Here is a 14,668-nt window from a genome sequence, read left to right as displayed (position 1 = left end):
TAATTAATTACAACTGTGTACACTTCAGAGTAATGTAATTTTTATTATAAAATTCTAAGGAGAGACATCTTCAAATGGTTCGTAGTATGACTGGATACGGCAAAGGCTTTGCTGAAAATTCTGATGCCCGTGTCACAATAGAAATGAAGTCTGTTAATCACAGATATCTTGATTTAAATATCAAACTCCCAAAGAAACTTAATTTTTTAGAGAGTGTAGTTCGCAACAAAATCGGCGAAAGTATTTTTAGAGGAAAGGTAGATGTTTACATCACTTTACTCGAGCATTCTGATGCCTGCTATCAGGTATCTGTAAATGATGCTATGGCAGCAAAGTACTATGAATCTATTTCTGCTATGGCTGAAAAGCTTGGTGTAGACAACGATATGAAGGCAAGCAGCATTGTTCGTCTTCCAGATGTCATTGAGCTTACAGAAAATGATGCTGATGAAGATAGCCTTAAGGAATTAGTCCTTTCAGCTCTTTCAGATTGCATTGATCAATTCATCGAATCAAGAATTGCTGAGGGTCAGCGTTTGGAGTCTGATTTAGTTTCTAAGATGGATGAGATGCTTATTCTTGTAGACAAGCTCGAAAAACGCAGTCCTCAGATTATCGAAGAATACAAAGCTCGTCTTACTTCAAAGATTCAGGAGCTTCTCGATGACACCAAAATCGATGAGGGACGTATCGCTCAGGAAGTTACAATGTACGCAGACAAGATTTGTATCGATGAAGAAATGGTTCGTTTGAAGAGTCATGTAGCTGAGACCAGATCAGTATTTGATTTAGATAAAGAGGTTGGCCGAAAGCTTGATTTCCTTGCTCAGGAGCTCAATCGCGAAGCAAACACCATTCTTTCAAAATCTACAGATGTAGAAATTGCAGATATCGGTATCACTCTTAAAACACTTATAGAAAAGGTTAGGGAGCAGATCCAGAATATAGAATAATATGGCTTTTATAAATATAGGTTTTGGAAACATTATTAATAGCAATAAAATTGTATCGATGATCACCTCCGATTCGGCACCTTCAAAGCGTATAGTTGCTAATGCAAAAGAAAAGGGCAATATAATTGACGCGACACAGGGGCGTCGCACTAGATGTGTGATAATATGCGATGAGTATGTGGTTTTATCTGCACTTATGCCAGATACAATAGCAAATCGAATTAGCGATAATTCATTTAAGGAGGAGACAGACAATGATTAGTGATAAGGGTCTTGTAATTGTTCTTTCTGGCTTTTCAGGAGCCGGCAAAGGAACAATCATGAAGCATTTGCTTGAGGCACATCCTAATGATTACAATCTTTCTATTTCCGCTACAACACGTGATATTCGTGCAGGAGAGAAAGATGGAAGAGAATACTTCTTCAAAACAAGAGAAGAATTCGACAAAATGATAGAAAACAACGAGTTACTTGAGTATGCAACATTTAATGGCAACTCATATGGAACACCTCGTGCTTATGTAGAGCAGTTGATTGAGCGTAAAAAAGACGTTATCCTTGAAATAGAAATTCAGGGTGCTCTTCAGGTTAAGAAAATGTTTCCTGATGCACTTTTACTTTTCACAATGCCACCATCTGCTAAGGAGCTTGAGAACAGACTTGTTGGCAGAGGCACAGAAACTGAACAAGTAATCAAAGAGAGACTTGCTATTTCATGCAAGGAATCTCAAAATATGGACAAGTATGATTACCTGATTGTAAACGATTCATTGGAAAAAGCTGTAGATCAGGTTCATAATATAATTCAGGCTGAGCATTACAGAGTTGAAAGAAATCGCTCAGCAATCAAAGAAATGCAAGAAGAATTAAAGATATTTGAAAGGAGTAATTAATTATGATACATCCATCTTATGTTGAACTTATGGAAAAGGTAAATGAAAATGTTGAGGTTGGAGAGGAGCCAGTTGTAAACAGCCGTTACACAATCGTTGCTGCTACAGCAAAGCGTGCTCGTCAGATTATCGACGGAGCTGAACCACTCATCAACTACCAGAAGGGTGAAAAGCCACTTTCAATCGCTGTTAATGAGCTTAACGAAGGCGCTATTAAAATTATTAATGAGGATGCAAACAACTAACCTATGAATGTATTATTTGTTTCATTAGGCTGTGATAAAAACCTTGTTGATTCAGAGCATATGCTGGGTGATCTTATTGATCATGGTTTCACTATATGTGACAACGAGGAAGACGCAGATATTATTGTTGTAAATACATGTTCATTTATCGCTGATGCAATGGAAGAAAGCATCCAGACCATCATCGATTTAGGAGCATATAAAGAGTCAGGCAAACTTAAGGGACTTATTGTTTCTGGGTGTCTGGCTCAGCGTTTTACTGAGGATATTCTTAAAGAGCTTCCAGAGGTTGACGCTATCATTGGAACTAATTCATATGATGAATTAATAAATGCAATCAATATTGTTTTAGAAAAGAATGGTGAAAAGCCTGTTTTCAAGAAAGAATTAAAAGGACTTCCTAAGGATGGCCGAAGAATTCTTACAACAGGTGGTCACTATGCGTACCTTAAGATTGCTGAAGGCTGCAACAAACGCTGCACCTACTGTATAATTCCATTCTTACGTGGCGATTATCGCTCTGTACCTATGGAAAAGCTTTTAGCAGAAGCAAAGCAGTTGGCTGCAGATGGAGTAAAGGAACTCATTCTTGTTGCTCAGGAAACAACAGTCTACGGCATGGACATTTATGGCAAGAAATCTCTTACAGATCTTCTGCACAAGCTATGCGCAATTAATGGAATAGAGTGGATTCGTATTCTCTATGCATATCCAGAGGAAATCACTGATGAACTCATTGAATGCATGGCATCAGAGCCAAAGATTTGCCACTATATTGATATGCCTATTCAACATTGTAATGATCAGCTTCTTCATAATATGGCAAGAAAGACTAATAAAGCCGACATTATGAATATTGCAGACAGATTGCGCAAGTCAATGCCAGATATTTCTCTTAGAACTACATTAATTTGCGGTTTCCCTGGTGAGACACAGGAAATGCACGAGGAATTATTACAGTTTATCAAGGATATGTCATTTGATAGACTTGGCGCATTTGCTTACTCAAAAGAAGAAGGAACTGTGGCAGCTACTTGGGACAATCAAGTGGATGAAGATTTAAAGAAAAAATGGCTAGATGAAGTGATGCTTTGCCAAAAAGACATTTCTCTTGCAAATAATAAAAACTACATCGGCAGAAGACTTAAGGTTTTCATCGAAGGAAAACTTCCAGAAGATGGTGTCTTTATCGGTAGAACATACCGCGATACACCTTCAGTAGACGGATTCATTTTTGTAAATAGCGATACTGAGCTTACTAGTGGACAATTTGTAGATGTAGAAGTTACAGGTTTTGACGAATATGATTTAATAGGAGATGTAAAGTTATGAATTTAAAGGAAATGAATTTACCTAACAAACTTACATTATTCAGAGTTGTACTTATTCCATTTTTTGTATTATTTTTACTTATCAACCCTGAAAATCAGGCACTTCGTATTATTGCTGATTTAATCTTTATTGTTGCATCATTAACAGATATGTTAGATGGAAAGATTGCACGTAAATACAATCTTGTTACAAATTTTGGAAAGTTTATGGATCCTTTAGCAGATAAGCTTTTAGTATGTTCAGCAATGATTTGTCTTATTTCTACAGGCCAGTTATATGCTTGGATTGTTATCATTATCGTAGCAAGAGAGTTCATTATTTCAGGCTTCAGACTTATAGCTGCTGAGAATGGCGTTGTTATTGCAGCAAACATTTTCGGAAAGCTTAAGACTGTTTCACAGATGATTATGATTATTATCCTTGTTGCAAATCTTCCATTTGGTTGGTTACAGGTACTAGGACAGATATTCATTTGGGTATCACTTGTTCTTACAGTCCTTTCACTTGTAATTTACATTTACCAGAATAGCGAAGTTCTCAAGGAGCAGAACTAATTATGGATATTTCCAATATTCTTGAAAGATTGATAGCAGCAAAACTTACTGTTTCAACTGCAGAGTCTTGCACTGGCGGCATGATAGCAAGCTCCATTGTAGATTTTCCTGGAGCTTCAAATTGTTTCAATGAAGGATATGTTACATATTCCAACGAAGCCAAAATAAAAAATTTAGGCGTAAAAGATGAAACACTTATGGCTTACGGTGCTGTCAGCGAACAGACTGCAAAAGAAATGGCTATCGGAGTCAAGAAAAAAGCAAAAGCTGATTTCGGTTTATCTTCGACAGGAATTGCTGGTCCAGGAGGAGGTTCTCCAACTAAGCCAGTGGGTCTTGTTTATATTGGATGCTCTTATGGTGAATCCAAAGTAAAGGTTAAAGAATTGCATTTATCTGGAAATAGAACAGAAGTTAGAACTCAAGCGACTAATTTAGTGTTTCAGCTTCTAGACGAATGCATGAAAGAACTCAGCATTTAATTGAGGTAATAAATTTGAGAATAATTTCCGGAAGTAAACGCGGGATGAATTTACAGACTCCTGAAGGCCTCGGCACCAGACCTACTTCTGATAGAATCAAAGAAACATTATTTAATATGATTTCTTTTGATATTCCTGATTGCAGATTTTTAGATTTGTTTTCAGGCAGTGGTCAAATGGGAATCGAAGCCCTTAGTAGAGGAGCAAGTGAAGCTGTTTTTGTAGAAAAAGACAAATCAGCCATCTCATGTATTGTAAACAACTTATCCAAGGCTAAGTTCACTGATGAAGCTACTCTTTACAAAGAAGATGTTTTTTCAGCATTGAACAAGCTTAACGGAAGTGAAGAGTTTGATTTTGTTTTTATGGATCCTCCATATAACAAACTTATTGAAAAGCAGGTTTTGGAATCATTAGCAAACAAAAGCTATATTTCAAGTGAAACCACCATTATAGTGGAAGCAAGTCTTGAAACTGATATAGACTATGTTTCAGAATTAGGCTATACCATTACTAAAGAAAAACTATACAAGACTAATAAGCATATATTTTTGAAGAAGGCGTAAAATGAGACGAGCAATTTATCCAGGAAGCTTTGACCCAATAACTTATGGGCATCTTGATATTATTAAAAGGGCTAGCAAGCTTTGTGATGAACTTGTTGTTGGCGTTTTAAATAACAAGCAAAAAAATCCGTTGTTTTCCATTGATGAACGTGTTAACATGATAAGAGAATTGACTGAAAATTTAGACAATGTAAAGGTCGATTCTTTTGAAGGACTTACAGTAGACTTTGCAAAGGCAAAGGATGCACAGGTAATAATTAGAGGGCTTAGAGCTGTTACTGATTTTGAAATCGAAATTCAAATAGCTCAATCAAATAAAGTTCAATATCCAGATTTAGAGACTTTATTTATGCCTACATCTTTAAAATATTCTTATTTGAGTTCTACAGTCGCAAAGGAATTTGCGTCTTATGGAGGAGATATCAGCCTATTTGTTCCACCTCAGGTTATACCTCTCATAGAAGCCAAAATTAAAGACAAGGAGAAGTAATTACCATGGCAAGTACAAGCAAAATTGAAGATATCATTGACGAAATCGAAGCTTATATTGATGATTGTAAGCCATCTGCTTTTTCTACAAACAAAATCGTAGTTAACAAGGACGAGCTTGAATCACTTTTACAGGAGCTTAGAACAAAGACTCCTGATGAAATCAGAAAGTATCAGCGAATGATTGCAAACAGAGAACAGATTCTCGCAGATGCAAAGGCAAAGGCTGACGAAATAATTAGTCAGGCACAGGTTCAGACAAACGAACTTGTATCTGAACATCAAATTATGCAACAGGCATATGCTCAGGCTAATGAGGTTATTTTAATAGCACAGAAAAACGCTCAAGAAAAGATTGATAGAGCAACAGAAGATGCTAATAACATCAGAATGGGTGCTATCGCTTATACTGACGAGCTCTTAGCAAATATCCAAACTATCCTTGCAAATGCAATTGATACTACAAAAGCTCGTGACGAGGCATTCCTTGGCACAATGCAGGTATATTTAGATACAGTTAATGGAAACAGAGCAGCGCTTGTTCCTGATTCATTAAATGACGGAGATTCTGATCCAGCTCAAAGTTTAGATTCTACAGGTGATGCAGCTGTGAATGAGCCAGCTCCACAACAGCAGGCAAATGTCACTTCAAACGCTAATGATGCTGATGAGGATTTACCAGCACTTGATATTCCTGAGCAGTTCTTTAATAAGGAATAATCATAAGATAAGTTTTTACAGCCAACTTGTATTACATACAGTTGGCTTATTTTATTTAAGAGGTTTATATGGCACAGTTTTTACCAATTAGTAAGCAAGATATGAAAGATAGAGGTATCGAACAGCTAGATTTTGTCTACGTCTGTGGCGATGCTTATGTAGACCATCCATCATTTGGTGCTGCAATTATCTGCCGTATACTTGAATTACATGGATATACAGTGGGCATTATAGCTCAACCAGACTGGAAGGATGATAATTCTATCAATATACTTGGCGAACCAAGATTGGGATTTTTTGTTAGTGCAGGAAACATGGATTCAATGGTAAATCATTACAGTGTTTCCAAGCACCGCAGAGATTACGACAACTATTCTCCAGGAGGCAAAATCGGTCTAAGACCAGACTATGCAACAGTAGTGTACTGTAATTTGATTAGACATACCTACAAAAAGAAGCCAATTATCATCGGTGGAATAGAAGCATCTCTCAGAAGACTTGCTCATTATGACTATTGGTCAAATAAGGTTCGTCGTTCTATACTTTTAGATTCTGGTGCGGACCTGATTTCTTATGGAATGGGAGAGCGTTCTGTTGTAGAAATAGCTGATTGTCTTGCATCTGGAATGGATGTAAAAGATATTACATATATTGATGGTACTGTATTCAAAACTCGTGACAAAGCCTTTACTGAAGATGCAATTATGTTACCTTCCTACGAGGATATTAAAGCAGATAAAGCAACATACGCTAAGAGTTTCTATACTCAGTACGTAAATACGGATGCTTTCACAGCCAAAAAGCTAGTTGAAACATATGATGGTGCTATGTATGTAGTCCAAAATCCACCTCAGAAGCCTTTAACAAGGCAGGAGATGGATGATGTATACGCCATTGAATATATGCGCACATATCACCCAATATATGAAAAAGACGGTGGTATTCCAGCTATCAAGGAGGTTAAGTTCTCTTTGATTAGTAATCGCGGTTGCTTCGGAGGATGCAATTTCTGTGCGTTAACTTTCCATCAGGGTCGAATAATCCAGTCCCGCAGTCATGAATCTATTATAAATGAGGCAAAGCTTATAACTCAGGACCCAGAATTCAAGGGTTATATACACGATGTTGGAGGACCAACTGCCAACTTCAGAAATCCCTCTTGTAAGAAGCAATTAGAAAAGGGCGTATGTATGCATAGACAGTGTCTATTCCCTACAAAGTGTCCAAATCTAGAAGTAGATCACAAAGATTATGTAAGCCTTCTTACAAAGCTTCGCAAGCTTCCAAAGGTGAAAAAGGTCTTTGTTCGTTCCGGCGTAAGATTCGATTATGTAATGTATGATAAAGACGATACATTCCTTCGCGATTTATGTAAATATCACGTAAGCGGTCAGCTCAAGGTGGCTCCTGAGCATATTTCAAATAATGTACTTAGTTACTTAGGAAAGCCTGATATTTCTGTTTATAATAGTTTTTGTGATAAATATGCCAAGATTAACAAAGAGCTTGGTCTAAAACAGTATTTGGTTCCTTATCTTATGAGCTCTCATCCTGGTTCAACTCTCGATGATGCTATAGCGCTTGCTGAATATTTAAGAGACCATCATTTATCGCCTGAACAGGTACAGGATTTCTATCCAACACCTAGTACAATCTCAACAACCATGTACTATACAGAAATTGATCCTAGGGATATGAAGCCTGTTTATATATGCAAAAATCCTCATGAGAAAGCAATGCAAAGAGCTCTCATACAGTACAAGAGACCGGAAAACTATGATCTTGTAAAGGAAGCCCTTATAAAAGCAGGCAGAGAGGATTTGATTGGATTTGGCGAGGAATGCTTGATTCCACCTAGAAAAATTAAAGGTAAGGAATTCAAAAAGAGTGATTCAAAGAAAAATAACGATTCAAGAAAATCAAGTTCAGTAAAAAATAATAAAAATACTAGAAAACAGCCTTCTGGAAAACAAAATAAGACAAATGAAAGAACTAAAAATAGACGTAAACGATAGTAATCAGCGTTTTGACAAATATTTAAAACGTATTCTTAGTGAAGCAAGTACTAGCTTTATATACAAAATGCTTCGTAAGAAAAACATTACACTGAACGACAAAAAAGCTGATGGCACAGAAAAACTTAATACTGGTGATATTGTAAAGATTTGGTTTTCTGATGAAACATATGCCAAAATGACAGGAGCCCGTGAGAGGGACGAATTATATCATACTCTAAAAGAAGTAGACCATAATATTAATGTGATTTACGAAGATGACGAAATGATTATCATCAACAAACCAGCTGGAATCAAATCACAAAAGGATTCGCCATCAGATATCTCTATTAATGAAATGGCCATTTCATATTTGATAAACGAAAAAGGCCTTACAGAAGAAAGCTTTAAGCATTTTCATCCTAGCATTTGCAACAGACTGGATAGGAATACTTCTGGCATAGTTTTATTTGCAAAAACATTAAAAGCTGCCCAGGAGCTTGGCGAAGCATTAAAGGAGAGAAGCTGTAAGAAATTATATCGTGCAGTGGTGCTTGGCAATATTGATGAAGAGCAGCAGATAGATGGCTTTTTATCAAAGGATGAAGCAACCAATAAGGTTTCTATAACTAAAACTGAAACAAAGGATTCTAAGCCTATTAAAACGGCTTATAGGCCTATATCACATGTTGGTAAGGATTTTACCCTGCTAGAGATTCACTTAATTACTGGAAGAACACATCAGATAAGGGCACACCTTGCCTCAATTGGTCATCCTATATTAGGCGACAATAAATACGGTAATACATCAATTAATAAAAAAGAAAATGTTAGGGGACAGCTTTTGCATGCATACTCAATAGAGTTTGCTGATGGAAGAAAGTTTGTCTGTGATTTACCAGGGGAGTTTAATGGCTACATATAAATCACGTGGACTTCGTGGTTCCACATTCGAAGAATTTATTAATAAGACAAATGAGGTATATGCTGAAAACGGTTTGGCCCTCATCCAAAAGATTCCAACACCAATCACACCAATCGATATGGATAACAAAGGTCATATAACCCTTGCTTATTTTGATCAAAAATCCACCGTCGATTATGTTGGTGCAATCCAGGGAATTCCTGTATGTTTTGACGCCAAGGAATGTAACAAAGACACATTTCCCCTTCAAAACATACATGAGCACCAGGTTAATTTCATGGGAAATTGGGAGTCCCAAGATGGTCTAGCATTTATTCTTATTTTCTTTAGCGAGAGAGATGTATATTATTATCTGACCTTTGAAAAGCTAAAGGAATTTTGGGATAGAATGCAAGAGGGTGGCAGAAAGAGCTTTAGGATAGAAGAGCTTGACGAAAAATACTTCTTTACTACAAAGCCAAATCTGCTAGTGCCTTATCTTGATATGATAAACGTAGATTTAAAAAATAGAAAATAGTAACAATGCAATTGCCTCATGGTCTATTTGACTGTGGGGCAATTATATTGTATAATCACTTTATTACATTAGCAGACTAAAGTATAGTTTTGTACAAGAGGTGCGAAATGAAAAATCTTACATTACACACTCCAGAAGGAGTAAGAGACATTTATAACAGTGAATATGAGCAGCGTTTAGATGCACTTTATAATCTTAGAAAATGCTTTAGAGATGCTGGATATTCTCCAATATCTACACCTACATTCGAATATTTTGATACATTTTCAAAAGAAGTAGGGAGCTGCAAATCTAATGAGATGTTTAAATTCTTTGACCGAGATGGTAATACACTTGTACTTAGACCAGATATTACACCATCAGTTGCCAGAGCTGCTGCAATGTATTTTTCCGATACAGATGAAGCGGTAAAGCTTTCTTATGAAGGAAATGTTTTTATCAATTACCACAGCCTTCAAGGCCGATTAAAGGAAAGCACTCAAGCAGGTTGCGAATTTATTGGCGATAGCTCTGTTGATGCAGATGCAGAAATCCTTACTATTACCGTAAATGCGTTAAAGAAGCTTGGATTAAAGGAATTTGAAATTGGTGTTGGTCATATCGATGTCGTAAGAGGATTAATTGAGGCAGCAAACCTTTCTGACGACCAGGAAGAAAAGCTAATCAATCTTATTTCAAATAAAAACTTCTTTGGTGCAAAAGAGCTTTTACAGCAAGCAGAAGTAAGCAACGGATTAATTGATTTGTTTGACATCACAGGCAAAATAATGAATTCGCCTAAGGAATGGGCTCCTTATTTGGAAAAAGCAAAGAAATATAAAAAAGTATATGATGCTTTAGAATACCTAACAAAGCTATATGAGCTTTTAAACAAAAACAAGGTAATGGATTACATCACATTTGAGCTGGGAATGATTTCTGAATACAAATACTATACAGGCATTATATTTACAGGATATTCCTACGGCGTAGGTGAGCCTCTTGTAAAGGGAGGAAGATACGACTCCCTTCTAAGCCACTTTGGTAAAGAAGCTCCAGCTATTGGTTTTGCAATTACAGTTGATCAGTTAATGTTAGCACTTAGGAGACAGTCATGAGTGAAGATAGATATTTAACATTTGCCCTTGGAAAAGGGCGTTTAGCAAAAAAGACATTAGAGCTCTTTGAAACTATTGGAATTACTTGTGAAGAAATGAAGGATCCTGATACTAGAAAGCTTATCTTTGTTAATGAAGATTTAAAGCTTAAGTTTTTCTTGGCAAAAGGTCCTGATGTGCCAACATATGTAGAGTATGGCGCAGCAGATATTGGTGTTGTTGGCGAGGATACTATTCTAGAGGAAAATAGAAATATTTATGAAGTATTGGATCTTGGTTTTGGAAAGTGTCGCATGTGCGTATGCGGACCAGCCGAAGCTGCAGAGCTTCTTAAACATCACGAACTTATTCGTGTAGCAAGTAAATATCCTAGAATCGCAAAGGACTATTTTTACAATATCAAAAATCAAACAGTAGAAATCATTAAGCTAAATGGTTCTATCGAATTAGCACCTATCGTAGGCCTATCTGAGGTGATTGTAGATATTGTAGAAACAGGATCAACACTTAGAGAAAATGGTCTTGTAGTTTTAGAAGAGGTTTGTCCATTATCAGCTAGAATGGTTGTAAATCAGGTTTCAATGAAAATGGAAAATGAACGAATTACAGATTTAATTGAAAAGCTGAAGGGAGCGTTAGAAAATGAGAAAGCTTAAGCTCAACAAAGACACGATAAACAACATACTAGAATCACTACTTAAGCGTAGCCCAAGTCAATACACTGAATATGAAAGCACTGTAAATGATATCGTAAATACGGTACGTGAAAAGGGAGACGAAGCAGTATTCGCATATACGAAGCAGTTCGATGGAGCAGATATTAACGCTTCTAATATTGTTGTAACAAAAGAAGAAATAGAAGAGGCTTACAGTCTTGTGCCAGAAGAGCTTGTTGAAGTAATTAGAAAAGCTCTTGTAAACATCGAAAGCTATCACGCAAAACAAAAGCAGAATAGCTGGTTTACATCCGAGGAAGGTATTATCCTTGGCCAGAAAGTATCTCCTCTTGCAAGAGTTGGTGTTTACGTACCTGGAGGAAAGGCTGTATATCCATCTTCGGTTCTAATGAATGTTATGCCAGCAAAGGTTGCTGGAGTTCCTGAAATATACATGACAACACCATGTAACAAAGAAGGAAAGGTCAACCCAAGTACACTAGTAGCCGCTAATGAAGCCGGTGTTGATGTTATATATAAGTGTGGAGGCGCACAGGCTATAGCAGCACTTGCATTTGGAACAGAATCTATCGCAAAGGTAGATAAGATTGTAGGCCCAGGCAATATATTTGTAGCTCTTGCTAAAAAGGCTGTATTTGGATATGTTTCAATCGATTCTATTGCTGGTCCTTCTGAGATATTGGTACTCGCAGACGAAACAGCTAATCCAACTTACGTTGCTGCAGACCTTCTTTCGCAGGCTGAACATGATGAATTAGCTTCAGCAATCCTAGTAACAACTTCAGCAGAGCTTGCTGATAAAGTAGAAAGCGAGATAGAGCGTTTTGTAAAAATTCTATCAAGAAAAGATATCATTCAAAAGTCACTTGATAATTTTGGCTATCTATTAATTGCAGAAAACAAAAAAGATGCTATTGATTGCGTAAATGCAATTGCATCAGAACACTTGGAAATTGTAACATCAAATCCATTTGAGGATATGACTTACGTTAAAAATGCAGGAGCAATTTTCCTTGGACAGTATTCATCGGAACCATTAGGCGATTATTTTGCTGGACCAAATCACGTCCTTCCAACTAATGGAACAGCAAGATTTTTCTCACCACTTTCCGTAGACGATTTCATCAAGAAATCAAGCATTATTTCTTACTCAAAGGAAGCTTTGGAAAAGGTATATCCAGATATTGTTAAGTTTGCAAACAACGAGCAACTGACAGCACATGCGAACTCAATTAAAGTGCGTTTTGAGTAATATAGTTACTTTAATATTTTGTAATATTTGGGTATAATAAAAAAGGTTGTAAAAATAATTATTTGGGGCGGTGTTATGTCGGAAGAACGTAGAGCACGTGTTGCTAGAAAAACAAAAGAAACAGACATTACCATCGATTTTAAAATAGATGGTTCAGGTAACTGTCAGGTTAATTCAGGCATAGGATTTTTTGATCATATGCTTGATGCATTTACAAGACATGGCTTATTTGATATGACTGCAGAAATCAAAGGAGATTTGCAGGTCGATTGTCATCATACCATAGAAGATACTGGTATTGTACTTGGCAATGCAATCAAAAAAGCGTGCGGCAGTAAAAAAAGCATGAAGCGATACGGTAGTTGCATTCTTCCTATGGATGAGACTTTAGTTCTTGTTGCAGTGGATTTATGTAATCGCCCATATTTATCCTTTGAAGCAGATTTTCCTACAGAAAAAATAGGATATATGGACACAGAAATGGTAAAAGAATTTTTCTATGCCATTTCATATTCTGCAGCTATGAACCTTCACATCAAAGTTTTAACACCAGGCAATTCTCATCATATGTGTGAAGCGATTTTTAAAGCATTTGCAAAAGCCTTAGACGAGGCAACCACAATTGATCCTAGAATTGCAGATACTATGACAACAAAGGGTTCAATCTAGTATTAAAGGAGCGGTATTTACAATGGAGCACAAAAATATAGTTGCCACCATCTACATCAAAGATGGAATGGCAGTTAAAAGTCCAACAGAGCTTGAAAATAAAAAGGACGTATTAGAGCTTGCATCTGTTTATGATGATAGCGGAATCGATAAAATCATATGCTATGATTTATCATCTACAGATGAAGAGCACGAGAAAAACATTTTAGCTATAAGAGAAATTAATCGTAACGTTCAGGTTAAGACAGCAGGCGGCGGAAATATTAAGCGTCTTGAGGACGTTAAAAAGCTTTTATACGCTGGTTGTATCGAAGTTATTTTAAACGGCTCAAAGCCAGAGACTATCGACCTAATAAAAGAGGCATCTGCAAGATTTGGTGCTAACAAAATGCTTGTTTCACTTTCAACAGTAGATTTTCTTTTCAAAACAAAGGATTTTCTTCAGGATAATGTTCACGAGCTTTTAATCATGAACACCACTCTTTTGGAGGGGCTTGAAAACATCACAAGCATTCCATACATTGTCCAGGTTGATAACAATGATTTTGCATATGTAGAGAAATTACTTAAATCAGATCAAATCAGAGGAATCTCTGGTGCATTTATAAATGATACTGATACAGATATCATGCAGTTAAAGAGTGAGCTTTCTGATTCTGGCATCAAAATGGACAATTTCGAGCCAAAGCTTAGCTGGTCAGATTTAAAACCAAACTCAGATGGTCTTGTACCAGTTGTAGTCCAGGATTTCCAGACAGGGGAAGTTCTTATGCTTGCCTACATGAACGAAGAGTCATTAAACGCTACTATACGTACAGGTAAAATGACTTATTATTCTCGTTCAAGAAAAGCTCTTTGGGTTAAAGGAGAAACAAGTGGCCATACACAGTACGTCAAGTCATTGACTGCTGATTGTGATTTTGATACTATTTTGGCGAAAGTTTCTCAAGTTGGAGTAGCATGTCATACTGGCGCACCAAGCTGCTTCTTCAACGAAATAGTTAAAAAGGAGTATGTTGAGCGAAATCCACTTAAGGTTTTCGAAGATGTTTATGCCATTATTTTGGATAGAAAAAAGAATCCAAAGGAAGGCTCATACACTAATTATTTATTTGATAAAGGACTTGATAAAATCCTTAAAAAGGTGGGAGAGGAAGCTACAGAAATCGTTATTGCAGCTAAAAATCCTGACCCAGAGGAGACCAAATACGAAATATCTGATTTCCTTTATCACATGATGGTTCTCATGGCTGAAAAGGGTGTTACATGGGAAGACATCACATCGGAGTTAGCTCAAAGATAA

General features: G+C 36.7%; 18 protein-coding genes. All 18 read left to right on the top strand.

What is annotated here, in order from left to right:
• Positions 1–74 precede the first annotated feature (74 nt).
• The 18 genes from BO15_RS0109700 to hisIE all read left to right on the top strand — a co-directional run bounded on the left by BO15_RS0109700 (position 75) and on the right by hisIE (position 14,668).
• A complete protein-coding gene (locus BO15_RS0109700; RefSeq protein WP_033154137.1) occupies positions 75–953 on the top strand; it encodes a YicC/YloC family endoribonuclease in 879 nt (292 codons plus the stop codon).
• Position 954: 1 nt separating this feature from the next.
• Positions 955–1,215, top strand: a complete 261-nt coding sequence (locus tag BO15_RS0109695; protein ID WP_033154136.1) for an extracellular matrix/biofilm biosynthesis regulator RemA family protein — start codon at positions 955–957, stop codon at positions 1,213–1,215.
• Positions 1,211–1,846, top strand: a complete 636-nt coding sequence (gmk, locus tag BO15_RS0109690) for a guanylate kinase (protein ID WP_033154833.1) — start codon at positions 1,211–1,213, stop codon at positions 1,844–1,846. Before BO15_RS0109695 ends, gmk begins: the two co-directional genes overlap by 5 nt.
• 2 nt (positions 1,847–1,848) lie before the next feature.
• The gene (rpoZ, locus tag BO15_RS0109685; protein WP_033154135.1) at positions 1,849–2,091 is read left to right on the top strand and encodes a DNA-directed RNA polymerase subunit omega; all 243 of its coding nucleotides are present in this window, start codon (positions 1,849–1,851) and stop codon (positions 2,089–2,091) included.
• Positions 2,092–2,094: 3 nt separating this feature from the next.
• Entirely contained in the window at positions 2,095–3,423 is a 1,329-nt protein-coding gene (rimO, locus tag BO15_RS0109680; RefSeq protein ID WP_033154134.1) for a 30S ribosomal protein S12 methylthiotransferase RimO, read from the top strand.
• Between the two features lie 11 nt (positions 3,424–3,434).
• Complete coding sequence (gene pgsA / locus BO15_RS0109675) at positions 3,435–3,977, top strand: CDP-diacylglycerol--glycerol-3-phosphate 3-phosphatidyltransferase (RefSeq protein ID WP_033154832.1); 543 nt, start codon at positions 3,435–3,437, stop codon at positions 3,975–3,977.
• Between the two features lie 2 nt (positions 3,978–3,979).
• Positions 3,980–4,459, top strand: a complete 480-nt coding sequence (locus BO15_RS0109670) for a CinA family protein (RefSeq protein WP_052169877.1) — start codon at positions 3,980–3,982, stop codon at positions 4,457–4,459.
• Positions 4,460–4,473: 14 nt separating this feature from the next.
• Positions 4,474–5,025: a 16S rRNA (guanine(966)-N(2))-methyltransferase RsmD gene (rsmD, locus tag BO15_RS0109665; RefSeq protein WP_033154830.1), complete on the top strand. Its 552-nt coding sequence runs from the start codon at positions 4,474–4,476 to the stop codon at positions 5,023–5,025.
• A 1-nt stretch (position 5,026) separates the two neighbouring features.
• Complete coding sequence (gene coaD / locus BO15_RS0109660) at positions 5,027–5,515, top strand: pantetheine-phosphate adenylyltransferase (protein ID WP_033154133.1); 489 nt, start codon at positions 5,027–5,029, stop codon at positions 5,513–5,515.
• 5 nt (positions 5,516–5,520) lie between these two features.
• Positions 5,521–6,234: an ATPase gene (locus BO15_RS0109655; RefSeq protein ID WP_033154132.1), complete on the top strand. Its 714-nt coding sequence runs from the start codon at positions 5,521–5,523 to the stop codon at positions 6,232–6,234.
• Positions 6,235–6,302: 68 nt separating this feature from the next.
• Complete coding sequence (locus tag BO15_RS0109650; protein ID WP_033154131.1) at positions 6,303–8,249, top strand: YgiQ family radical SAM protein; 1,947 nt, start codon at positions 6,303–6,305, stop codon at positions 8,247–8,249.
• Entirely contained in the window at positions 8,218–9,153 is a 936-nt protein-coding gene (locus BO15_RS0109645; protein WP_033154130.1) for an RluA family pseudouridine synthase, read from the top strand. The genes BO15_RS0109650 and BO15_RS0109645 overlap by 32 nt, the downstream gene beginning before the upstream one ends.
• Complete coding sequence (locus BO15_RS0109640; RefSeq protein WP_033154129.1) at positions 9,140–9,670, top strand: Holliday junction resolvase RecU; 531 nt, start codon at positions 9,140–9,142, stop codon at positions 9,668–9,670. Before BO15_RS0109645 ends, BO15_RS0109640 begins: the two co-directional genes overlap by 14 nt.
• A 107-nt stretch (positions 9,671–9,777) precedes the next feature.
• Positions 9,778–10,767, top strand: a complete 990-nt coding sequence (gene hisZ / locus BO15_RS0109635) for an ATP phosphoribosyltransferase regulatory subunit (RefSeq protein ID WP_033154128.1) — start codon at positions 9,778–9,780, stop codon at positions 10,765–10,767.
• Complete coding sequence (gene hisG / locus BO15_RS0109630) at positions 10,764–11,423, top strand: ATP phosphoribosyltransferase (protein WP_033154127.1); 660 nt, start codon at positions 10,764–10,766, stop codon at positions 11,421–11,423. The genes hisZ and hisG overlap by 4 nt, the downstream gene beginning before the upstream one ends.
• Positions 11,410–12,696: a histidinol dehydrogenase gene (gene hisD / locus BO15_RS0109625; RefSeq protein ID WP_033154126.1), complete on the top strand. Its 1,287-nt coding sequence runs from the start codon at positions 11,410–11,412 to the stop codon at positions 12,694–12,696. The genes hisG and hisD overlap by 14 nt, the downstream gene beginning before the upstream one ends.
• A gap of 75 nt (positions 12,697–12,771) precedes the next feature.
• Positions 12,772–13,365: an imidazoleglycerol-phosphate dehydratase HisB gene (gene hisB / locus BO15_RS0109620; protein ID WP_033154125.1), complete on the top strand. Its 594-nt coding sequence runs from the start codon at positions 12,772–12,774 to the stop codon at positions 13,363–13,365.
• A gap of 22 nt (positions 13,366–13,387) precedes the next feature.
• Complete coding sequence (gene hisIE / locus BO15_RS0109615) at positions 13,388–14,668, top strand: bifunctional phosphoribosyl-AMP cyclohydrolase/phosphoribosyl-ATP diphosphatase HisIE (protein ID WP_033154124.1); 1,281 nt, start codon at positions 13,388–13,390, stop codon at positions 14,666–14,668.

This window comes from Pseudobutyrivibrio ruminis HUN009 (genome assembly GCF_000703005.1).
In the GTDB taxonomy this organism is placed as follows: domain Bacteria; phylum Bacillota; class Clostridia; order Lachnospirales; family Lachnospiraceae; genus Pseudobutyrivibrio; species Pseudobutyrivibrio ruminis_A.
The sequence above is the reverse complement of the archived record's forward strand: the minus strand, read 5'-3'. Positions and strand labels throughout refer to the sequence as shown.

Excerpts from the sequence above, each read along its gene's own strand:
- BO15_RS0109700 (WP_033154137.1), top strand. The coding sequence starts at position 75 with ATGGTTCGTAGTATGACTGGATACGGCAAAGGCTTTGCTGAAAATTCT.
- BO15_RS0109695 (WP_033154136.1), top strand. The coding sequence starts at position 955 with ATGGCTTTTATAAATATAGGTTTTGGAAACATTATTAATAGCAATAAA.
- rpoZ (WP_033154135.1), top strand. The coding sequence starts at position 1,849 with ATGATACATCCATCTTATGTTGAACTTATGGAAAAGGTAAATGAAAAT.
- rimO (WP_033154134.1), top strand. The coding sequence starts at position 2,095 with ATGAATGTATTATTTGTTTCATTAGGCTGTGATAAAAACCTTGTTGAT.
- pgsA (WP_033154832.1), top strand. The coding sequence starts at position 3,435 with ATGAATTTACCTAACAAACTTACATTATTCAGAGTTGTACTTATTCCA.
- BO15_RS0109670 (WP_052169877.1), top strand. The coding sequence starts at position 3,980 with ATGGATATTTCCAATATTCTTGAAAGATTGATAGCAGCAAAACTTACT.
- coaD (WP_033154133.1), top strand. The coding sequence starts at position 5,027 with ATGAGACGAGCAATTTATCCAGGAAGCTTTGACCCAATAACTTATGGG.
- BO15_RS0109655 (WP_033154132.1), top strand. The coding sequence starts at position 5,521 with ATGGCAAGTACAAGCAAAATTGAAGATATCATTGACGAAATCGAAGCT.
- BO15_RS0109650 (WP_033154131.1), top strand. The coding sequence starts at position 6,303 with ATGGCACAGTTTTTACCAATTAGTAAGCAAGATATGAAAGATAGAGGT.
- BO15_RS0109645 (WP_033154130.1), top strand. The coding sequence starts at position 8,218 with ATGAAAGAACTAAAAATAGACGTAAACGATAGTAATCAGCGTTTTGAC.
- BO15_RS0109640 (WP_033154129.1), top strand. The coding sequence starts at position 9,140 with ATGGCTACATATAAATCACGTGGACTTCGTGGTTCCACATTCGAAGAA.
- hisZ (WP_033154128.1), top strand. The coding sequence starts at position 9,778 with ATGAAAAATCTTACATTACACACTCCAGAAGGAGTAAGAGACATTTAT.
- hisG (WP_033154127.1), top strand. The coding sequence starts at position 10,764 with ATGAGTGAAGATAGATATTTAACATTTGCCCTTGGAAAAGGGCGTTTA.
- hisD (WP_033154126.1), top strand. The coding sequence starts at position 11,410 with ATGAGAAAGCTTAAGCTCAACAAAGACACGATAAACAACATACTAGAA.
- hisB (WP_033154125.1), top strand. The coding sequence starts at position 12,772 with ATGTCGGAAGAACGTAGAGCACGTGTTGCTAGAAAAACAAAAGAAACA.
- hisIE (WP_033154124.1), top strand. The coding sequence starts at position 13,388 with ATGGAGCACAAAAATATAGTTGCCACCATCTACATCAAAGATGGAATG.